The organism is Morganella sp. Je.2.23, assembly GCF_051129855.1.
Taxonomy (GTDB): Bacteria; Pseudomonadota; Gammaproteobacteria; order Enterobacterales; family Enterobacteriaceae; genus Morganella; species Morganella sibonii.
Genome location: NZ_JBCPSQ010000010.1, coordinates 1 through 22,458, shown reverse-complemented (window position 1 = coordinate 22,458; position 22,458 = coordinate 1). Strand labels below are relative to the sequence as shown.

The window sequence follows — 22,458 nt, the reverse complement described above, 5'->3', positions numbered from 1 at the left end:
TTGACAAACATTAATATGTTATTGTTTAACCAGACTGACAGATGATAATGAGTAATAAAACAGATAGTAACCTGAACACCAGCATTAACGAAATGTACAAGATCATCGGCGGGCAAATCCGGAAAATACGCAGGATCACCGGTGTCACATCGACAGAACTGGGTAACCTGATTGGTGTATCACAACAGCAAATCTCCCGCTATGAAATCGGCAGTACTAAAATTTCGCTGGAAATCATACTGAGGATCTCTCAGGCCCTGGGCGTTTCCCCTTATTACTTTATAGAAGACAGCCTGCTTTTCTTTACCCGCCACCATCTGCCTGATGAGAACGGGCATACCGGCAGTACCGATGCCGGTGTGAATACAGAACCGGATTTCCGTCCGCCTGAACACTGACATGATGCAGCGCCGCTGAGGTGGCGCTGCAGCTGGCCGGGTTTATACCGGCAGCGTCGTGACATCCAGCCACTGCGCGTTTGTCAGCTCCGCCAGCCGTTCAGGTGTCAGCCGGACAGCAGAATTAGCCGAACCCGCAGCCGGTAATACCGTGTCATACACACGAAGTGAATGATCCGCATAAACCGTCAGTGGTACAGATAACCCGAACGGACAGACGCCGCCGACCGGATGACCGGTAAAGAGCATCACCTCTTCCGCATTCAGCATTTTGGCTTTACAGCCGAATTGTGTTTTGAATTTTTTATTATCCAGCCGGGCATCTCCCGCCATCACAATCAGGATGGCGTTGTCATCCGTCAGCTTAAAAGACAGTGTTTTACAGATCTGGCCGGGGCGGACACCGTGAACTTCCGCAGCCTGGATGACCGTCGCGGTCGGCTGTGCAGTTTCAATAATCGTGACATCCGGGGCATGCGTGCCGAACCAGGCACGAACCGTTTCGATACTCATTCAGGACTCCGTTTTATTCTCATGTGCTTTTTATGTGTTTGCACCAACAATTCACCATAATTTGCCCTGAATTGGCACCCCTTTTTTGACAAAATAGCGCGGACAACAGTTATTCTGCCGGAATTCATGTTAGAGTGGGCTGTTCATATATTTATTGATTAGCGGAAGGTGATGTCATGCAACCTGTTGATATTCAGACTGTATTAAAAAAAGCAGAGGCGCTGTGTCTGTCACGCAGTGTACGCATGACTTCTCAGCGGAAATCCATTCTGCAACTGATTGCCGGTCAGCCCGGTGCTATCAGCGCTTATGAACTGCTGGATCTGCTGCGCGAAACAGAACCACAGGCAAAACCGCCGACAATCTACCGCGGTCTGGAGTTTCTGCTGGAGCAGGGGTTTATTCATAAAATTGAGTCCACTAACAGCTTTGTGATGTGCCCGCATTTTGATAAACCCAGCCATACTTCCGTACTGTTTATCTGCGATCGCTGTAATAGTGTGACAGAGCGGGATGGTGAGGCGATTGATTCACAAATCAATCAGCTGGCGGATGCCGCACAGTTTCATATCCGCCACAGTGTGATTGAGGCACACGGGTACTGCCGTCCTTGTTATGATATCGAATCCTGTACCCGCAGAGATAAATGTCTGCATGACCATGAACATGATGAGCCGCGCAAACGCGGGCGCTGAAAAACAAAAACCACAGTGACCGTCTCCGGCATACTGTGGTTTTTAAGCGGATACCGTTTTCAGGCGGATATCCCGGAAATCAGTGCCAGTCGTTATTACGGATCACACCCACTGCCAGACCTTCGACAGTAAAGTTTTGTTCCCGTAAATCCACCACGATCGGGCTGAATTCCTCGTTTTCGGCGTGCAGCTCAATCTTGCTGCCCACTTTCTTAAACCGTTTGACCGTGACTTCATCTTCAATACGGGCAACCACCACCTGGCCGTTATGTACGTCCTGGGTTTTATGCACCGCAAGTAAGTCACCGTCCATAATACCGATATCTTTCATTGACATACCATTTACCCGCAGCAGAAAATCTGCACTGGGTTTAAACAGCATCGGGTCAACCCGGTAATGACTTTCGATATGTTCCTGTGCTAATAAAGGCTCACCCGCAGCCACACGGCCGATTAATGGTAAACCTTCATCCTCTTCTTCTTCCAGAAGCAGACGGATGCCCCGGGATGCCCCGGAAACAATCTCAATGACGCCTTTGCGCGCCAGGGCTTTCAGATGCTCTTCCGCCGCATTCGGAGAACGAAAACCCAGGCGTGCCGCAATTTCTGCACGCGTCGGTGGCATGCCCGTCTGCGAAATATGGTCACGAACAAGGTCATAGACCTGTTGCTGCCGTGCCGTCAGTGCTTTCATTTCGCCCCCTGTTTGTTTATACAGTCAGACTGTGAGTATATACAGGTATTCCGGGATTGGAAACCACAACATGAGGAAAATACGTGTTACGCCGCAGGTTTCACAAAAAATCGTCTGTCAGAGGCGGGAGAACCAGCTGATAAACAGCATAATCCAGATAAACAGCCCCAGTAATGTGGCAATCAGTACCGCCGCGGAGCCCATATCTTTCGCGCGCCCGGACAGTTCGTGATATTCCGTGCCGATACGGTCAACCACCGCCTCAATCGCGCTGTTGATGAGTTCAATGACCACCACCAGCACCACCGAACCGATCAGCAGCACCCGCTCAACCGCGGTAAAAGAGAAAGCAAACGCAATAATGACGGCCGGGATCAGCGTCAGTAACTCCTGGCGGATAGCGGCCTCATTTTTCCATGCTGCTGTGAGTCCCTTTTTTGAATAACCTGCCGCTTTAATTAATCGTGTAAATCCGGTATTTTTCTTCATTTCCGTCACTGTTAATAATCTGATTAGCTGACTGACTGCCGCCGTTTTTCCGCGATTTTATTGCTGACGCAACACAGATCTGGCTTCGCCTTTCTGGTATGCTGAAGACGAATTGTCAACAAGAGGCTTCATACATTTATGTCACTTTGGCGTAAAATATACTATAACGTATTGAATTTACCATTAAAACTATTGGTAAAAAGCAAGCCGATCCCGACGGATCCGGTCAGTGAACTGGGGCTGGATACACAGCGTCCGACACTCTATGTTCTTCCTTATCACTCTAAGGCGGATCTGCTGACACTGCGCCGCCAGTGTCTCGCACAGGGAATGCCTGACCCGCTGGAAGATAATGTCATCGGTAATACCACATTACCGGGCTATGTCTTTATTGATGACGGCCCGCGGGTGTTCAGTTATTACTCTCTGAATCCGCGTAAAGATTCCGTCAATATTTTCCACGCCTACCTGGATTTGCACCGCAATAATCCGTCACTGGATATTCAGATGCTGCCGGTTTCCGTGATGTTCGGACGCTCACCGGGCCGCGAAGGGCACCACGGTGTACCGCATTTACGTCTGTTAAACGGGATCCAGAAATTTTTCGCCGTACTCTGGCTGGGACGTGACAGTTTTGTCCGGTTCTCACAGCCGGTGTCCATGGGCGCAATGGCCTCTGAACACGGTACTGATACTATTATCGCCAATAAACTGGCCCGTGTCGCGCGTATTCACTTCTCCCGCCAGCGAATGGCCGCTATCGGTCCGAAACTGCCGGTACGCCAGGAATTGTTCAGTAAACTGCTGAAATCCAAGGCGATTGAAAAAGCAGTTGAAGATGAGGCGAAAGCCAAAAAAATCACCATTGAAAAGGCACGTCAGAATGCCGTTTCAATGATGAACGAAGTGGCTGCTAACTTTACTTATGATGCCCTGCGTGTGGCCGACCGTGTCCTCAGCTGGACCTGGAACCGCCTGTATCAGGGGCTGAATGTCCATAATGCCGAGCGGGTACGCCAGCTGGCACAGGACGGCCACGAGATAGTGTATGTGCCCTGCCACCGCAGCCACATGGACTACCTGCTGCTCTCCTATGTGCTCTATCATCAGGGGCTGGTGCCGCCGCACATCGCGGCCGGGATTAACCTCAATTTCTGGCCGGCGGGACCGATTTTCCGCCGCCTCGGCGCGTTCTTTATCCGCCGCAGTTTCAAAGGCAACAAGCTGTACTCCACTGTTTTCCGTGAGTACCTGAGTGAGCTGTTCTCACGCGGTTATTCCATCGAATACTTTGTCGAGGGTGGCCGTTCCCGTACCGGCCGTCTGCTGGAACCGAAAACCGGCACACTGTCGATGACACTTCAGGCTATGCTGCGCGGTGACTCGCGGCCTATCACCCTGGTGCCGGTGTATATCGGCTATGAGCATGTGATGGAAGTGGGTACTTACGCCAAAGAACTGCGCGGTGCCACCAAGCAGAAAGAAGGGTTTATGCAGATGGTGCGCGGCCTGCGCAAACTGCGCAACCTCGGTCAGGGTTATGTGAACTTCGGACAACCGATTCCGCTGTCACAATACCTGACAAAACAGGTACCGGAATGGCGTGAAGCAATCGATCCAATCGAACCGCAACGTCCGTCCTGGCTGACGCCGACCGCGACATCACTGGCTGATAACATCATGGTGAGCATCAATAACGCCGCTGCCGCCAATGCTATCAACCTGTGCACCACCGCACTGCTGGCATCCCGGCAGCGCTCTCTGACCCGTGAACAGCTGATCGAGCAGCTCGACTGCTATCTCAGCCTCCTGCGCAATGTACCGTACTCACCGGACAGCACCACCCCGGCGAAAAGTGCGGAAGAGCTGCTGGAACACGCATTGCAGATGAATAAGTTCGAGGTCGAGAAAGACAGCCTCGGGGACATCATCATTCTGCCGCGTGAAAATGCGGTTCTGATGACGTATTACCGTAATAACATTCTGCATATGCTGGTACTGCCATCCCTGGTAACCAGTTTCCTGATCCACCACCGCCGTATCAGTACAGAAACGCTGTGTGCACATATCGGGATGATCTACCCGCTGCTGAAAGCCGAGCTGTTTATGCGTTACAGTCAGGAAGAGCTGCCGGCAATCCTCGATACCATCATTGATGAGCTGTGCAGTCAGAAGCTGATCTGCCGCCGTGATGATAATATTCTGGTGATCAACCCGGCCCGTATCCGTCCGTTACAGCTGCTGGCGGCCGGAGTCCGTGAAACATTACAGCGTTATGCGATCACCCTGTCACTGCTGAATGCCACTCCGGAAATCAGCCGTTCCGCACTGGAAAAAGAGAGCCGGATGCTGGCGCAGCGTCTGTCCGTTCTGCACGGTATCAACGCACCGGAATTCTTCGATAAAGCGGTATTTGCCACCCTGGTAAGCACACTGCGCGAAGAGGGCTATATCAATGACAATGATGATGTGATTGAAGCCAACGCCGGTGAATTCTATAACGTGCTGGCAGAGCTGATGTCTCCGGAAGTCCGTCTGACTATCGAAAGTGTCAGTCTGGAGCCGGAAGAATCTGTACCGGCGGAAAGCGATGACAGTAATCCGGCTGACTGACAGCGGTAAGTGCTGAGTACAAAAAAGGAGACTGGGTAACCAGTCTCCTTTTTTATTGCCGGTCCGCAGGCTGAGCCCGGCGGAAACCACGCTGATATTATCGGTCTGCCATCTCCGTCGCTCATCCGTAAGCAACAGGGATTCGCCTTCATTTCATCCCTGACAGAAATGAGTTACCACTTATCACGGTAATCAAATGACACCTGATAATCGTATTTACTCAGGTCAATTTTATTAGTCAGATGCTTCTGAAGGCAGGGAACCCACGCAGAAATAACATCAAAACTACCTGCATTGATGATATTTTCATTTGGATTAACCGTTTGATGAATAATGGTATCGTCATCACCAAGATCTTCCGAATATTCATCATTAATAAAATCTTCTGTTTTTTTATCAAACCACTTTACATATACCTTTAATCCCATGATTGATTATCTCCTTATAAATATTTTTTGATATTACGTTTCGGATCTGCCGGTTTCAGCTGATTACCGGTTTTCGGGTCAAATGCACCAAGATGCTGCCCATCACTGGCCCGATAACCCTCGATTTCGCCATGCTGATAGTCCCACTCATAAATTTTACGGCCTTTATCTCCTAACCATCGTTTACGTGTACCCGCACCACCTTGTTTCGGCGTTTTATCTTTACCTGGCTTCAATTCTCCCAGCCCTTTAATTTCTTCAGTTTTTGGAGCCGGGTGGTAACTATGCCCCTGATCCTTAACGCCCTGTCGTTTTTTATCCTGCTCAGCCTTAACCTTATCCTCGGCGGCTTTTTTCTTGTCTTCCGCCTTTTTACGACTTTCCATCGCATCCGACAAGGCTTTTTCCAGCTGACCTATTTCGGTGGAAAGCTGATTGCTCACCGCGTTGAATTCACGTTCTTTTTCGCTGAATCTCATTCCACTTCTTGCAAAAGGACCGGCTCGCTTATATTTATCCAGAAATGCCTGAAACTCAGCCTGCGTAATCTTCAGTACCCGGCGTTTATTCGCTAACTGTTTTTCCTTTTCAGTTGCCACGGCTCCGGCAACTTCCAGCTCTTTCTCTGCCACCGCCAGGAATTTTCTTGCCTCTTCCGGGATTTGAATCTGATTCAGCGCCTGCTCCAGTGCTTTCATCTCAGCCAATGTTTTTTCATTCAGCGCCTTATTCCCCGTCGCATCTTCAAGTTCTTTCTGCAAACTGCTGACTTCAGCGGTAATCTGATCGATCTCCGCCTTAAGCGGGCCTTTCTTTTCACTGTATTTTTGTCCGCTATTCTCAAAAGGACTGGCCCGGTTATATTTATCCAAAAGCGCCTGTTTACTTTTCAGTACCTGCCGCTTTTCTGCCAGCAACTTCTCCTTCTCAGCGATCAGTGTGTTGATCTCTGCCAGAAACCGGCTCACACCGGCCGGATTATCAGCCACCCACGCATCCCTCGCTTTCTCAGCCTGCTTTGTGGCCTCTTCAGGTGTCACCTGTTTCGTAACCGAAATATAAAGTGGTGCATGATCACTGCCGAAATCAATCACCGCATGATGGGAAATATTGTCTTTTTCTTCCGGGACGGACAGATAGTGTTTCGATACAGGCAGTGACCCCGTTTGAGCCGCAGCGGATTTTACCTGTTTTGAATTATCAACGGTGATACGCAACGGTTTCATACCCGGAATCACCTGAGCGGTATAGACATCCGGTTTGTCGGTTTTCTGTGCTCTGACGACCGGAACCGGTGTGGATTTTACCGGGGTAAGGACCACTGGCCGGGTTTTCGTCAGATCATCAATCACTGCCTGCGCTATTATGCCGGCCGGAATGCTCGTATGTTCAGGAATATCCTCAACCGGGACACGGGTCATCTGCTCCGCCGGTAACGTGACTAAGACGTGAGGATTATCAATATCAAAATCTTTAACGTGAATGTGAACCTTGGGGTCAGGCGCTATCCGGCTGGGATAAAACAGCCCCAAAAGACCGAATACACGTCCGCTGATAACCGTTACATTGGTGAGAAGTGCCATCAGCGCCTCTTTTTGTAACTGACTGAGAGCAAACAGCGTGGCTCCCAGCCCCAGGCTCAGCGTATCCCCGCCGGCATACACCGTTACCGGTGTTCCCGGGATATCAGTGTAATTCAGTGTTTTCTGATCGTTATTACGGGAGGATGAGGAAGCACTACTGCTTCCCCCGTCACCACGGCTCCAGCCATGCTCCCCTTTATTGCTGCCGTTATCTGTATGGTGACCAATGTCACCACGGTTATCCGAGGTAGTTGACCAGCCGTTACCGTGGTCGGTGGTATGACCGCCGAGGTTACTGCCGTCATAACCGCCGCTGTTATTTTTACCCATCGTAAAATCCTTTTTTGCTTAAAAATCCGGCCCAAAAAACTGCTTATGTACATCAGTGAAATTACTGCAAATCTCACAGTACAGAATGTTAAAAGTCTTTCGGTGAAAATACTTTTCTATTTAAAATTAATAGATTAACAAAAAAGATAAGATGTCTGAGCAGGGAGAACAGGTGGAGAACTGGCAGGGAGAACAGGAAAACGGCAGGGGGTCCGGATACACACCAAACCCCTTCAGTGACACAAATCTATCCTGAACGTTTATAACGATTGCTGTCACGTTCGGTGCCGCTTTTAATATTCCTTATTTCTTTCGGTTTTTATCGTCAAACCGATGTAATTCCTTAATTATTGACTGATTTTGCTTTATTACATGCTTATCCGGATTTACAGATAACTGACCAGCATGCCGAGAAACAGAATAAATCCGACATAGTTATTATTCATAAAGGCCTGGAAACACGGGTCACGCTCACGATCAGCCATCAGGCGCTGCTGATAGACAAATAGCGCACCGGCCAGCAGCAGCGACCAGTAAAAGATCCCGGACAAATTCGCCATCATGCCGGTCCATAACAGCATCAGAATCATCACCAGCTGTAATATGCCGATAATGATTTTATCAAAGCGCCCGAACAGGATAGCCGTGGATTTTACGCCGATTTTCAGGTCATCGTTGCGATCCACCATCGCGTACTGCGTATCATAAATCACAGACCAGATAATATTGACCGCAAACAGCAACCAGCACACCGCGGGCAGCGATTCGCTGACTGCCGCAAACGCCATCGGAATCGACCAGCCGAATGCCGCACCGAGCACCACCTGCGGCAGATGGCTGACCCGCTTAACAAACGGATAGACCCAGGCCAGTGCCAGCCCGGCGACGGACAGCCAGATGGTCATCGTATTGAGTGTCAGCACCAGCCCGAATGACACCAGTACCAGTACGGCAAACAGAATTTTCGCTTCTTTTTCTGTAACATCACCACGCGGCAGCGGCCTGTTTTTCGTCCGCTCCACCGAGCCGTCAAATTTGCGGTCCGCGAAATCATTAATCACACATCCGGCGGCGCGCATGCTGAACACACCAATGGTAAAGATAATCAGAATGTGCCAGTCCGGGACACCTCTGGCCGCTATCCATAACGCCCAGTAGGTCGGCCAGAGCAGTAACAGTGAGCCAATCGGGCGGTCTGTCCGCATCAGACGGCTGTATGCCTGCCACTTGCTGCGTACCATGCTTCGTTCCACGTTATTCTTCTCCGAGATATTCATTTTATGCGGGGTATGCCGGAGAGGCCGGCAGAAAAACTTCAGTCAGCAGCAGCGGTTTACCGGCCAGGCACAACCGCGAACAGCGGGCCCAGTCAGTACCTGACAGCCCGAAGCGGATATAGTCCCGCGTCAGGCAGCCGCTGGTAAAGAGATAGCGCCCGAGCGGCATATTTCCCATTTTCAGTAACTGCTGCTCTTCCCCTGTCAGCGTCTCCTCCGGGACCACTGTCCGGCCGGTCAGCCAGGGAACCCCGTCACCATATAACACCACCTCCCGTAACCAGTAGCGCGCACTGCCGGGCAGATGCATCCGCTCTTCTTCAGTCAGCGCTTCACGGGAGATATATTTTTCACAAGACGGTTTGACCGTCACTTCATTGCAGTGCTGTTCAAAGCGCCGCGTCATCGACCCTAATTCTGATAACCAGTCCAGCACCATTGCGGGGATCGTCTCCGCATTATCAAACCAGCGGATGGGAGGTGTTATCACTGTTTTTGGCATGAATATATCCGGTTATCAGGGGCATGATATGTATTCTGATACACTTTAACAAAACCCGGCGGGAAATGAGCGCGTTACTGACATTTTTTTGCTAAAAATAAAGCCGCTCTGCGCAATGCAGAGCGGCTTTGTTTATAAAACGCGCGGTTAAAGAAAAATCAGCGCTGACGCCAGTTTTTAAACCGGTTAATCAGACCATTGGTGGAGCTGTCATGACTATCAACCGGTGTTTCATCCGCCAGTTCCGGCAGAATGCGGTTTGCCAGTTGTTTACCCAGCTCGACACCCCACTGATCAAAGGTATAGATATTCATGATCACGCCCTGAACAAAAATCTTATGCTCATACATAGCGATCAGAGCCCCGAGGCTGAACGGGGTAATTGATTTCAGCAGGATGGAGTTTGTCGGGCGGTTACCTTCAAAGACTTTGAACGGTGCGACATAATCCATGTCTGCAGGATTTTTACCCTGTGCGGCAAATTCCGCATCCACCTGTTCGCGGGTTTTGCCGAAGGCCAGCGCTTCTGTCTGCGCAAAGAAATTCGACAGCAGCTTGCTGTGATGATCCCCCAGCGGATTATGACTCTGCGCCGGTGCGATAAAATCACACGGAATCAGTTTGGTGCCCTGATGGATCAGCTGATAAAACGCGTGCTGTCCGTTGGTGCCCGGCTCACCCCAGATAACCGGCCCGGTCTGATGAGAAACCACCTTGCCATTACGATCCACATATTTCCCGTTGGACTCCATATTGCCCTGCTGGAAATAGGCCGCAAAGCGGTGCATATACTGATCGTAAGGCAGAATCGCCTCTGTTTCCGCGCCGAAGAAATTGTTGTACCACAGACCGATCAGCGCCAGCAGCACCGGGATATTCTGTGAGAATTCTGTTTCGGTAAAATGTTTGTCCATGGCGTATGCGCCATCGAGCAGTGCGCTGAAATTGTCATAACCGACAGAGAGCACGATAGACAAACCAATGGCAGACCACAGGGAATAACGTCCGCCGACCCAGTCCCAGAACTCAAACATATTTGCGGTATCAATACCAAACTCTGCTACCGCATCCGCATTCGTGGACAACGCCGCAAAGTGTTTCGCCACCTGTGCCGGGTCTTCAGCGGCAGCCAGGAACCAGTCACGTGCGGAGTGAGCATTGGTCATGGTTTCCTGGGTGGTAAAGGTTTTGGATGCGATGAGGAACAGCGTGGTTTCCGGGTTCAGGTCTTTCAGCGTTTCGGCAATATGTGTGCCGTCAACATTGGAGACAAAATGCATTTCCAGATGATTTTTATACGGGCGCAGTGCTTCTGTCACCATATAAGGGCCGAGGTCAGAGCCGCCGATACCGATATTCACCACATCAGTAATCGCTTTGCCGGTATAACCTTTCCACTCCCCGCTGATAATCCGCTCACTGAACACGCGCATTTTTTCCAGCACAGCACGAACCTCAGGCATCACATCCTGCCCGTCAGTCATCACCGGCGTGTTATCACGGTGACGCAGCGCCGTGTGCAGAACCGCACGGTTTTCTGTCCGGTTGATTTTCTCACCGGAAAACATACTGCGGACAGCCCCACGCACATCACACTCATCAGCCAGTGCCAGCAGCTTATCAAGCGTTTCCTGTGTGATACGGTTTTTGGAATAATCCACCAGCATATCTTCGCCGAATGTGGCAGAAAAACGGCTGAACCGGTCGTTATCCTGCGCAAATAAGTCACGGAGATGCACAGTCTTCATTGTGTTGTAATGCTGTTCCAGCGCCTTCCAGGCCGCAGTATCAGTGGGGTTAATATTTTTCATTGCAGCTCTCTTTTCATTGAAAACCAAAACTGAATCGTGTCAACAAAGTGTACTCTGTCCTGACGATAAAGACGTTATGCATCTGTCATTCCGTGATGTTGCTCAAAAAACAGAAACAAAACCAGAGCAGAAACGGAATATTGCAAAAAACGATAATTTGCCTGTCATTATGAAAGATATTGATTATCCGTTAATCAATATTGACTCATTCCGGCAATCCCTATAATTCTATCAGTGTAACACAGCTCACATTTTTCACTTTACGGGATAAGGAATTCATTATGGCGTCAGCATCTTCCGCGCCTGCTCAGCAGGTCATTGCAAAATTCGGTGGTACCAGTGTGGCAAATTATGACGCCATGCGGAAAAGTGCCGGGGTCGTTCTGCAGACCCCCGGTGTGGCACTGGTGGTGTTGTCCGCCTCAGCCGGGATCACCAATGCATTAATCGAATTAGCTCAGGGATGCCCGCGCGCGCAGCGTGAAAAATGTCTGAAACAGATACGCGATACGCAATATGAAATCCTGTCTCACCTGCCGGAAAACGCAGCAGTACAGAATGAGATTGACCGCCTGCTGGGTAATATCACCACATTGTCCGATGCAGCCGCACTGGCAACATCCAGCGCGCTGGTGGACGAAATAGTCAGTCATGGTGAAATTATGTCGACGCTGCTGTTTACCGAAGTGCTGCGGGAACAGGGCGCACAGGCGCAATGGTTTGATGTCCGTGAGGTCATGCAGACAGATGACAGTTTCGGCCGGGCAGAGCCGGATACCGGGGTGCTGCACACGCGCTGTGATCAGCTGCTTGCCCCGCGTCTGTCACAGGGCACGGTGATCACACAGGGATTTATCGGCCGTGAAGCAACCGGGCGTACCACCACACTCGGACGCGGCGGCAGTGATTACACGGCAGCACTGCTGGCAGAGGCTCTCGGTTGCCAGCGTGTGGATATCTGGACAGATGTGCCGGGGATCTACACAACAGACCCGCGCATTGTGCCGGACGCTTATCCGATTGACCATATTACCTTTGATGAAGCGGCGGAAATGGCGAACTTCGGGGCGAAAATCCTGCATCCGGCCACGCTGCTGCCTGCCGTGCGCAGCGGTATCCCGGTATTTGTCGGCTCCAGCAAAGAGAGCGGTGCGGGCGGCACCCTGGTGTGTGACAATGATCCGAACCCGCCGCTGTTCCGTGCCCTGACATTACGCCGCCATCAGACTCTGCTGACACTGCACAGCCTGAAAATGCTGCATGCCCGCGGCTTTCTGGCGGAGATTTTTACTATCCTCTCCCGCCATAATATTTCCGTGGATGTCATTACCACATCAGAAGTCAGCATTGCCCTGACGCTGGATACCGTCGGTTCCACACACACCAACGGTACATTGCTCAGTGATGAACTGACCGCGGAGTTATCAGCCCTGTGCCGCATAGAAGTTGAGCAGGATCTGGCACTGGTCGCCGTTATCGGTAATGAGCTCACCCGTGCACACGGGCTGGGTAAAACGATTTTCAGCGCCCTTGAGCCGTTTAACATCCGCATGATCAGTTATGGTGCAAGCGGACACAACATGTGTCTGCTGGTTCCGGGTAATGATGCCGAAAACATCATCCGTGCGCTCCACCGCGATCTGTTCTGAGTGCTTTCCATTGCGGATAAAAAAAACGCCTGACGCGGTCAGCGTCAGGCGATCAAATCACACGAAACGGGGATCAACATGAAACACAAGGACGGGTACTTACATACCGTATACTGTCCGCTGTATCACAATATTGAGCGCTCCTGCATATAAAGAAGAGTAAGACGATCATGGGAGGAAACATAAATAACAATGAATTATTTATCAGTATTACCTCTGCTCCTCATAAAAAATTATACGGTGTATCCCGGGTTTTAACATTAATAAAATTAATGCTGCCACAAAAACAATATAAATATTTTTAATCAATAGTGCCGGGAATTAATTATGCTGATTACGATTACTATCTATGTATTATTACTTCCCGGTGAATTAATTTTATTTGCTGATGACACAAAGTAACATCATCTGTCTGACAGGTTACTTTGCCTGAAATATGGTCAGACCATCAGCAAACCTGATATCCGCCATGTTTTGCCGCGAATAAATTAAATTCCCGCCAGCCTCTCAGCGCATACTCCAGTGTTTTGTGACTGATCTTACACAGTGATGCGATGTTATTGACCACCAGGTTATTATCTTCCAGCATGTGATCAGTCAGAACACCGGCAATAATAAGACATTCTTCCGGCATGATCCGCCAGGCATCCTGTGTGGCAAATTTGTGGACAGGCACATACCCCTCTTTCGGGCTGCGCCGGCTCAGTAATGCCAGCTCATCCGCTCTCGCCTGTTTAAATGCGGCGATTTCATCCGGTGACGGTACCGGTTCCGGCAATTGCTGCTGATATAAGAAGTGATAAACTTCTGATGCCCGGGCGGGAGTCAGTTCGCTTTTCAGCCAGATACGGTTAAAACAGTCATCATCAGGTATGTTGTCTGTATCCAGCACATCAGTGATCTGCATGATATTCAGTGCAGCATTGAGGATGCTCTCGTCCAACTCATAATAATGAGGCTGATCTGCTTTCGGCAGCGAATACGCGGGCAGGCACCCGGCAGGTAAAGTATCCTGAATATAGAAACGGTACATTGTCTCATCACTCCCTTTTATGACTGAATCGGATATGCCCGGTCACGGCTGTTGACTGCCATAGTACGGGATAATTGCTTCTCTATAAATGGGGATGAAAAAAACAATGACAAGAGCGGGCTGTCACATCAGATGATAATTGAGAAGAGAGGGTAACAGGATCCCGGCCGGTTATCCTGTTTCGTTTCAGATTATGGTGTGGTGTCCGGTGAGATATTCACAGGAAGTATTCTTTCACAGGTCTTCGGAACTGTGATGACCTCAAACATATCAAACGGTGAAAATTCTCCCGGCCGAAAACAAGAAAACGGAACGTCTCTTTTCTCAACTGCTGAGGGCCGGCACAGAGCCGGGCAGGCAGGTAACGGTTCTTTGCTGAAGCATGTTACGCCATCCGGTATTATAACTTTATTTCGCTTAATCATTTCTGTACATGGCAAATCAGCCTCCGCCCGGCAGTTACCGGCAAATGCACTGCATAATACAAAAGTAGCGGATATCACTAACGGTCTGAAAACGGGAAATGTCATATAGCCTCCCCGGCCAGGCCGTTAACAATATTAAATAGTAAACTCATACGATTCTCCTTCTGTTCTGATAATGGCGTACAGTGATACTGCGTGATTCACTATACGCAGAACAGATACCGGCAGTTAACGCAAACCGGAACAGGAGACTGATACCCGATAATACTCAGTCTTCCGGGTCATACCCCAGATTGGGTGCCAGCCAGCGCTCAAGCTCTTTCACCGGCATGCCTTTACGGGTGGCATAATCCTCAATCTGATCTTTCTGAATCTGAGCCACCGCAAAATAGCGGCTCTGAGGATGACTGAAATACCAGCCGGAGACCGATGCCCCCGGCCACATGGCATACGATTCTGTCAGACGCATACCGGTATGGCTTTCCACATCCAGCAATTCCCAGATTTTGCTTTTCTCCGTATGTTCCGGACAGGCAGGATAACCCGGCGCCGGGCGGATACCCTGATAGTTTTCCCTGATCAGCAAATCATTATCCAGGTCTTCATCCGGACTGTAGCCCCAGACTGTTTTGCGCACCTGTTCATGCAGATACTCCGCAAAGCCTTCCGCCAGCCGGTCAGAAAGTGCTTTTACCATGATTTTATTGTAATCATCATGTTCCGCCTCAAACTGTGCAGCCAGAGTATCCTCCTCAAGCCCGCCGGTGACCGCAAATGCCCCGAGGTAATCAGGAATACCCGGCGGGGCGACAAAATCTGCCAGACAGGCATTCGGAAAATTATCTTTCTTCTGTGTCTGCTGACGCAGGTGATGACTGTATAACAGGATTTCTTCACGGGATTCATCACGGTAAACCGCAATATCATCACCGATCCGGTTAGCCGGGAAGATACCGGCCACACCACGCGGTGTCAGCGTACCGGTTTTATCCAGCTCGTCCAGCATCGCGTTTGCATCCTTAAACAGGCGGCGGGCCTCTTCACCGACAACATCATCTTCCAGAATGCGCGGGTATTTACCGGCCAGCGACCAGGTCATAAAGAAAGGTGTCCAGTCAATATAACGGCGCAATACCGAAATCGGTGCGCTGACTGTTTTCACCCCGGTAAACGCCGGGCGCGGCGGTGTGTAGTTATCCCAATCAGGTGTGAAGGCGTTTGCCCGCGCCTGTGCGAGTGTTACCGGGGCTGAACGTGGCTGACGGCGGGCAAACTGGTCGCGGACAACCTCATATTCTTTGCGGGTGCGGGCGACAAATTCATCCCGCTGCTTATCCGACAGTAATGCCGCCACGACTCCGACCGTCCGCGATGCATTTTGTACATACGTCACCGGCCCGCTGTAGTTCGGTTCAATTTTCACTGCCGTATGTGCTTTTGATGTGGTGGCACCGCCGATCAGCAGCGGCAGAGAAAATCCCTGCCGTTCCATCTCTTTGGCCACATGCACCATTTCATCCAGCGATGGCGTGATAAGTCCGGACAGCCCGATAATATCCACTTTTTCCTCAATCGCTGTCCGCAGGATAGTTTCACAGGGTACCATCACCCCGAGATCGATAATTTCATAGTTATTACATTGCAGCACCACGCCGACAATATTCTTGCCGATATCATGCACATCGCCTTTTACTGTCGCCAGCAGAACTTTCCCGGCACTGGTACCGCTGGCTTTCGCAGCCTGAATATAGGGTTCCAGATACGCCACTGCCTGTTTCATTACCCGTGCGGATTTCACCACCTGCGGCAGAAACATTTTACCCTCGCTGAACAAATCACCGACCACATTCATACCATTCATCAGCGGGCCTTCGATCACTTCAATCGGGATATCCGCGCGCAAACGTGCCGCTTCGGTATCTTCAATAATAAATTCAGTGATCCCTTTTACCAGCGCATATTCCAGACGTTTTTCAACATCCCAGCCCCGCCATTCCGCGAGCTGCTGCTGATCATTTTCCCCTTTGCTGCCGCGATATTCTTCCGCCAGTGCCAGCAGCCGGTCTGTGGCATCCTCACGCCGGTTCAGAATGACATCTTCCACCGCATCACGCAGTACCGACGGCAAATCATCATAAATAGCAAGCTGCCCGGCATTCACAATCCCCATATCCATACCGTTACGGATAGCGTAATAGAGGAAAACAGCGTGAATGGCTTCGCGTACCGGATCATTTCCCCGGAACGAGAAAGAGACGTTGGATACCCCGCCTGAGATCAGCGCATGCGGGAGTGTCGCCTTAATGTCCTTACAGGCTTCAATAAAATCAACCGCATAGTTGTTATGTTCCGCAATCCCGGTTGCCACCGCAAAAATATTCGGGTCAAAAATAATATCTTCCGGCGGGAAACCCACCTGTTCGGTCAGAATGCGGTAAGCCCGCTGACAGATTTCTGTCTTGCGCTGCCGGGTATCCGCCTGACCGGTTTCATCGAAAGCCATCACAATCACGGCAGCGCCGTAACGTAACACCTTTTTGGCATGATCGATAAAGGCAGCCTCTCCCTCTTTCAGGGAAATCGAGTTCACAATCCCTTTACCCTGGATACATTTCAGCCCGGCTTCGATCACCTCCCATTTTGAGGAGTCGATCATAATGGGTACGCGGGCGATATCCGGCTCACCGGAAATCATATTCAGGAAGCGCACCATGGCGGCCTGTGAATCCAGCATGCCCTCATCCATATTGATATCAATGATCTGGGCGCCGTTTTCCACCTGGTTACGGGCAATATCCAGTGCTTCCTGGTAATTACCCTCTTTAATCAGCCGTTTAAACCGCGCAGAGCCGGTAATATTGGTTCTCTCCCCCACATTCACAAACAGGGAATTTTCATCGATAGTCAGCGGCTCCAGACCCGCCAGACGGCAGGCGACCGGGCGTTCAGGAATGACACGCGGCGGAATATCCGCCACGGCCTGAGCTATCGCGCGGATATGATCCGGCGTGGTACCGCAGCAGCCGCCGACAATATTCAGCAGACCGGATTGTGCCCACTCGCGGATATAATCCGCCATATTAGCCGCGTCCAGATCATAACCGCCGAACGCATTCGGCAGGCCCGCGTTCGGATGGGTACTGACATAACAATCTGCCACACGGGACAGCTCCGCCACATACTGACGCAGTTCGGCAGGCCCGAGGGCGCAGTTCAGCCCGAAAGAGATCGGACGGATGTGGCGCATGGAGTTATAAAAGGCTTCGGTTGTCTGGCCGGTCAGTGTCCGGCCGGAGGCATCCGTGATGGTGCCGGAGAGCATGACCGGTAATTTAACGCCCAGCGCCTCAAATTCAGTTTCGACGGCATAAATCGCCGCCTTGGCATTCAGTGTGTCGAAAATAGTTTCGATCATAATGATATCCGCACCACCACGGATCAATGCCCGCACTGAGCTGCGGTAAGCCTCAACCAGTGCATCATAAGAAACATTGCGGTAAGCAGGATCATTCACATCAGGGGAAATCGATGCTGTCCGGTTGGTCGGCCCCAGAATTCCGGCCACATAGCGGGGTTTTTCCGGTGTTTTGCGTGTCCACTCATCAGCACACTCACGCGCCAGTTTTGCTGCAGCCTCATTAATTTCATCAGACAGTGATTCCATCTGATAATCCGCCATGGAAATGACCGTAGAGTTAAAGCTGTTGGTTTCAATAATATCCGCACCGGCTTCCAGATAGGCATGATGAATTTCACGGATAATCGCCGGCTGAGTAATGGATAACAGGTCGTTATTTCCCTTCAGATCGACCGGCCAGTCAGCGAAACGCTCACCGCGATATTCCTTTTCATTCAGTGCATAGCGCTGGATCATTGTTCCCATTGCACCATCAAGAATCAGAATCCGTTGATTAAGCGCTTCTTTTAATACACTGATTTTATTATCCATTTATCTGACTCCGCTCTGCAATGCCTGTTTGAATAGCCGTCTGAACGTCTATACTACCACAACTTTCCCTGAGTGCATTAAAGCGCAACCTGAGCGTTTTTCATGTTGATGTGATCCGCACTGGTACTCAACCCTCTTTTTCTGATTATTCGATCCGCGCCGAAAGCTTTCTCGTTTCAGCTAAATTTGAGGTGGATCATATTCAGGAAAGAGAATTGCTCATAAAAGTTGCAATCCGCGGCTGATCTATGCCAATGTTACCGGTAACAAAATAAGACTTTGATACTGCCACAGGCCGATTATCAGCACGGAGCTATGACTATGACACATTCTGCGTACCCGCCGGTTCATCCGCGACTTTCAGACATTACCGCCCGCATTGCTGCGCGTTCCCGTGTATCCCGCGCCCGGTATCTTGAAAAAATCAGCGCCGCACGCAGTAAAACCGTTCATCGCGCTCAGCTGGCCTGCGGTAACCTGGCTCACGGTTTTGCCGCCTGCCAGCCGGATGAGAAACAGCAGCTGCGTAATATGGCGCATAACGATATTGCGATTATTACGGCTTACAATGATATGTTGTCGGCTCATAAGCCTTATGAATACTATCCTGAACAGATTAAAGCGGCGCTGCACAGCGCGGGGGCTATCGGTCAGGTTGCCGGAGGCGTTCCGGCCATGTGTGACGGCGTGACCCAGGGGCAGGATGGTATGGAATTATCTCTGCTGAGCCGCGATGTTATTGCAATGTCAGCCGCGGTCGGGCTTTCCCACAATATGTTTGATGGTGCGCTCTACCTCGGGATCTGCGACAAAATCGTTCCCGGGATGATGATGGCGGCACTCTCTTTCGGACACCTGCCATCAATTTTTATTCCGGCGGGACCAATGACCAGCGGCCTGCCAAATAAAGAAAAAGTACATGTCCGTCAGTTATTTGCTGAAGGGAAAGTTGATCGCCGCGCATTGCTGGATGCAGAGGCAGCGTCTTATCATGCTGCCGGAACCTGTACCTTTTACGGCACCGCGAATTCCAACCAGATGGTGATGGAAATCATGGGGCTGCATTTGCCGGGAGCGTCTTTTGTCCATCCTGATACACCACTGCGTACTGCCCTGACAGATGCCGCAGCCCGCCAGGTGGTCCGCTTTACCGAAAACAGCGGCAATTATCTGCCGGTCGGGCAACTGGTGGATGAGAAAGTCATTGTGAACGGTATTGTCGGCTTGCTGGCCACCGGCGGTTCGACTAACCTCACCATGCATCTTATCGCGATGGCCGCTGCCGCAGGTATCATCATCAACTGGGATGATTTTTCTGAGCTGTCCGATATTATTCCGCTGCTCAGCCGCATCTATCCGAACGGACCCGCAGATATCAACCAGTTCCATGCCGCCGGCGGGTTACAGCTGATTATCCGTGAACTGCTCAGCCTGGGACTGCTGCATGAAGATGTGCATACGGTCGCCGGTTTCGGCTTATCGCGCTATACACAGGAGCCGTGGCTGGATAACGGTGAACTGAAATGGCGGGAGGGGGCACTCAGCTCTCTTGATGACAGCGTGATTGCATCCGGAAATACACCGTTCTCCTCTCACGGCGGCACCAAAGTGCTGACCGGAAATCTCGGGCGTGCGGTGATGAAGACGTCGGCAGTACCTGCGGAGAACCAGATTATTGAGGCACCGGCTATCGTGTTCAACAGTCAGCATGATATCGTGCCCGCCTTTGAGGCCGGAAAACTGAACAAAGATTGTATTGTGGTGGTGCGTTTTCAGGGGCCGCAGGCTAACGGCATGCCGGAACTTCACAAACTGATGCCGCCGCTGGGTGTGCTGATGGATAAAGGCTACCGCGTGGCACTGGTCACCGACGGTCGTTTATCCGGTGCATCCGGCAAGGTGCCTTCCGCTATCCACGTTACTCCGGAGGCATACACCGGCGGGCTGCTGACCAAAGTCCGTGACGGCGATATGATCCGGGTGAACGGACAGACCGGTGAGCTGACACTGCTTGTTGATGAGGCCGTTCTGACGGAACGTCAGAGTATCATCCCTGACCTCAGTGCAGAGCGGGACGGCTCCGGTCGTGAACTATTCAGTGCGTTACGCACGCAACTCTCAGGTGCGGAAGAAGGTGCCTGCTGTATTCGTTTTTATAAAGGTGAGAATGGCGATGAATGATCAGAAATTAGATGCGCAATCCGTTTTAAATGCAGGGCCGGTTGTGCCTGTCATTGTTATCCGTGAACTGCATCAGGCAGTCCCGCTGGCCCGTGCACTGGTCGCGGGCGGAATCCGTGTGCTGGAAGTCACACTGCGCACTGAGTGCGCAATAGAAGCAATCCGCGCCATTGCAGAAGAAGTACCGGAGGCGATTGTCGGTGCCGGCACCGTGATTAATCCGGAACAACTGAAAGCCGTGACTGACGCCGGTGCACAGTTTGCTATCAGTCCGGGTCTGACAGAATCACTGTTACAGGCAGCCGATCAGGGCTCTGTCCCGCTGATCCCCGGGATCGCCACTGTTTCTGAACTGATGGCTGGTATGGCTCACGGGCTGACAAACTTTAAATTCTTCCCGGCAGAAGCAAATGGTGGTGTGAAAGCTCTGAAAGCCATCTCCGGTCCTTTCCCGGATATCCGTTTCTGCCCGACCGGCGGGATCTCCCTGAATAACTACCGGGATTATCTTGCTCTCAGCAGTGTTTCCTGTGTCGGCGGTTCATGGCTGGTGCCGGAGGATGCACTCCGTGACGGTGACTATGATCGTATTACCACACTGGCAGCACAGGCTGTTGCCGGTGCCGCAGCATAAAGACATCATGCATTAAGTCTGCCTTTTGCCACCGTCCGCGGTGGCTTTTTTTATCAGTCCGCCGTCGGGTTCATGATGCTCAGATCAAACGGTGTTATCTGATAAACACAATAATTCAGCCAGTTAGCATAAAGCAGATGACCGTGTCCGCGCCAGCTGGATACCGGCGTTTTCGACGGATCGTTATCCGGAAAATAATTCACCGGGACAGCAGGATCTAATCCGGCATCCGAATCACGCTGATATTCTCCTGCCAGCGTATCCGCGTCATACTCAGCATGTCCGGTCACATAGACCTGACGCTTATCTTTACTGGCAAACAGATAGGCTCCGGCTTCTTCAGAAGCAGCTAAGATCTCAAGATCGGTATTTTCACGGATCATGGCTTCAGGGAATGCCGCGTAGCGCGAGTGCGGAGCGGAAAACTGCCCGTCAAAACCGCGGGTCAGTAAAGCATGCGGCATCAGTGTCGTGTGGGTATACACGCCGGAGATTTTTTCCGGCAGCGTTTGTTTGGGGATATTGTAAAGCGTGTTCAGTCCTGCCTGTACCGCCCAGCAGACAAACAGTGTTGATGTGACGTGCGTCTGCGACCAGCGGATAATTTCATCCAGTTCCGGCCAGTAATCCACATCCTGAAATTCAACCAGACCGAGTGGTGCACCGGTAATCACCAGACCATCAAAATTCTGCTCTTTTATCTTATCAAAATCACAATAGAAGGCATCCAGGTGTGCCCTTGGTGTATTTTTTGACTCATGATGGCTGATACGCAGTAACTGAATATCAACCTGAAGCGGTGTATTGGAGAGCAAACGCAGAAATTGCAGTTCTGTTTCAATCTTTTTGGGCATCAGATTTAAAAACAGGACCTTCAGCGGCCGTATATCCTGAAATTGTGCCCGTGATGATGTCATCACAAAGATATTTTCATCACGCAGATCGGTAACAGCAGGAAGTTCATCAGGGATACGGATTGGCATAGCAGCGGGCTCTCCTTGTTATTTTAGACATCCGGACATCTAAAAATAGCGAAAAAGAGCGAAGCAGTCGAGGGAAAAACAGCAAGGTGAATTTATTTCATACAAAAAACAAAACCCCGATAGTTTCCTATCGGGGTTAATGTTTGTTGGCGGAACGGACGGGACTCGAACCCGCGACCCCCTGCGTGACAGGCAGGTATTCTAACCAACTGAACTACCGCTCCGCGTATCTCTGTGTGACTGACGCAGTTCTCTGCATCCTCACTTAATA

At 50.9% G+C, this 22,458-nt stretch carries 17 protein-coding genes and 1 tRNA gene; 6 read left to right on the top strand and 12 right to left on the bottom strand.

Going from position 1 to position 22,458, the window contains the following annotated elements; genetic code table 11:
- The first annotated feature begins 47 nt into the window (after window positions 1–47).
- Complete coding sequence (locus AAZR23_RS19790) at window positions 48–398, top strand: helix-turn-helix domain-containing protein (RefSeq protein ID WP_247717299.1); 351 nt, start codon at window positions 48–50, stop codon at window positions 396–398.
- A gap of 42 nt (window positions 399–440) precedes the next feature.
- On the opposite strand, the gene AAZR23_RS19785 is transcribed toward AAZR23_RS19790, so the two are convergent.
- The gene (locus AAZR23_RS19785; RefSeq protein WP_434694436.1) at window positions 441–911 is read right to left on the bottom strand and encodes a YbaK/EbsC family protein; all 471 of its coding nucleotides are present in this window, start codon (window positions 909–911) and stop codon (window positions 441–443) included.
- A 176-nt stretch (window positions 912–1,087) separates the two neighbouring features.
- On the opposite strand from AAZR23_RS19785, the gene zur reads away from it, so the two are divergent.
- Window positions 1,088–1,606, top strand: coding sequence for a zinc uptake transcriptional repressor Zur (gene zur, locus AAZR23_RS19780; RefSeq protein ID WP_218427277.1), 519 nt, complete (start codon window positions 1,088–1,090; stop codon window positions 1,604–1,606).
- A 79-nt stretch (window positions 1,607–1,685) separates the two neighbouring features.
- Here zur and lexA read toward each other — a convergent pair whose 3' ends face one another.
- Window positions 1,686–2,300 (bottom strand): transcriptional repressor LexA, encoded by a 615-nt coding sequence (gene lexA / locus AAZR23_RS19775; protein ID WP_025155151.1) that lies wholly within the window; start codon window positions 2,298–2,300, stop codon window positions 1,686–1,688.
- A 117-nt stretch (window positions 2,301–2,417) separates the two neighbouring features.
- On the bottom strand, window positions 2,418–2,789 hold the full coding sequence (locus tag AAZR23_RS19770; RefSeq protein WP_046892730.1) for a diacylglycerol kinase: 372 nt from the start codon (window positions 2,787–2,789) through the stop codon (window positions 2,418–2,420).
- Window positions 2,790–2,927: 138 nt separating this feature from the next.
- On the opposite strand from AAZR23_RS19770, the gene plsB reads away from it, so the two are divergent.
- The gene (plsB, locus tag AAZR23_RS19765; protein WP_434694435.1) at window positions 2,928–5,402 is read left to right on the top strand and encodes a glycerol-3-phosphate 1-O-acyltransferase PlsB; all 2,475 of its coding nucleotides are present in this window, start codon (window positions 2,928–2,930) and stop codon (window positions 5,400–5,402) included.
- 173 nt (window positions 5,403–5,575) lie between these two features.
- On the opposite strand, the gene AAZR23_RS19760 is transcribed toward plsB, so the two are convergent.
- From AAZR23_RS19760 to pgi, 5 genes are all read right to left on the bottom strand, one after another.
- A complete protein-coding gene (locus AAZR23_RS19760; protein WP_046892728.1) occupies window positions 5,576–5,830 on the bottom strand; it encodes a colicin E3-like toxin immunity protein in 255 nt (84 codons plus the stop codon).
- Window positions 5,831–5,844: 14 nt separating this feature from the next.
- Complete coding sequence (locus AAZR23_RS19755) at window positions 5,845–7,743, bottom strand: colicin E3/pyocin S6 family cytotoxin (protein WP_434694434.1); 1,899 nt, start codon at window positions 7,741–7,743, stop codon at window positions 5,845–5,847.
- A gap of 386 nt (window positions 7,744–8,129) precedes the next feature.
- Entirely contained in the window at window positions 8,130–8,984 is an 855-nt protein-coding gene (gene ubiA / locus AAZR23_RS19750) for a 4-hydroxybenzoate octaprenyltransferase (RefSeq protein ID WP_434694433.1), read from the bottom strand.
- A gap of 37 nt (window positions 8,985–9,021) precedes the next feature.
- Window positions 9,022–9,528 (bottom strand): chorismate lyase, encoded by a 507-nt coding sequence (ubiC, locus tag AAZR23_RS19745; protein WP_434694454.1) that lies wholly within the window; start codon window positions 9,526–9,528, stop codon window positions 9,022–9,024.
- Between the two features lie 152 nt (window positions 9,529–9,680).
- Entirely contained in the window at window positions 9,681–11,333 is a 1,653-nt protein-coding gene (pgi, locus tag AAZR23_RS19740; RefSeq protein ID WP_434694432.1) for a glucose-6-phosphate isomerase, read from the bottom strand.
- Window positions 11,334–11,614: 281 nt separating this feature from the next.
- Between pgi and lysC the strand changes: the two genes are divergently transcribed.
- Window positions 11,615–12,982 (top strand): lysine-sensitive aspartokinase 3, encoded by a 1,368-nt coding sequence (gene lysC, locus AAZR23_RS19735; RefSeq protein ID WP_434694431.1) that lies wholly within the window; start codon window positions 11,615–11,617, stop codon window positions 12,980–12,982.
- 448 nt (window positions 12,983–13,430) lie between these two features.
- On the opposite strand, the gene AAZR23_RS19730 is transcribed toward lysC, so the two are convergent.
- The gene (locus tag AAZR23_RS19730; RefSeq protein WP_054423567.1) at window positions 13,431–14,015 is read right to left on the bottom strand and encodes a hypothetical protein; all 585 of its coding nucleotides are present in this window, start codon (window positions 14,013–14,015) and stop codon (window positions 13,431–13,433) included.
- Window positions 14,016–14,708: 693 nt separating this feature from the next.
- Window positions 14,709–18,389 (bottom strand): methionine synthase, encoded by a 3,681-nt coding sequence (gene metH, locus AAZR23_RS19725; protein WP_166706890.1) that lies wholly within the window; start codon window positions 18,387–18,389, stop codon window positions 14,709–14,711.
- A gap of 321 nt (window positions 18,390–18,710) precedes the next feature.
- On the opposite strand from metH, the gene edd reads away from it, so the two are divergent.
- Both edd and AAZR23_RS19715 read left to right on the top strand, forming a co-directional pair.
- A complete protein-coding gene (gene edd, locus AAZR23_RS19720) occupies window positions 18,711–20,570 on the top strand; it encodes a phosphogluconate dehydratase (protein WP_434694430.1) in 1,860 nt (619 codons plus the stop codon).
- Window positions 20,563–21,204: a bifunctional 4-hydroxy-2-oxoglutarate aldolase/2-dehydro-3-deoxy-phosphogluconate aldolase gene (locus AAZR23_RS19715; RefSeq protein WP_052927737.1), complete on the top strand. Its 642-nt coding sequence runs from the start codon at window positions 20,563–20,565 to the stop codon at window positions 21,202–21,204. Before edd ends, AAZR23_RS19715 begins: the two co-directional genes overlap by 8 nt.
- A 53-nt stretch (window positions 21,205–21,257) precedes the next feature.
- On the opposite strand, the gene metA is transcribed toward AAZR23_RS19715, so the two are convergent.
- Complete coding sequence (metA, locus tag AAZR23_RS19710) at window positions 21,258–22,187, bottom strand: homoserine O-acetyltransferase MetA (protein WP_046892718.1); 930 nt, start codon at window positions 22,185–22,187, stop codon at window positions 21,258–21,260.
- A gap of 147 nt (window positions 22,188–22,334) precedes the next feature.
- Window positions 22,335–22,411, bottom strand: a tRNA-Asp gene (locus tag AAZR23_RS19705).
- Window positions 22,412–22,458 lie beyond the last annotated feature (47 nt).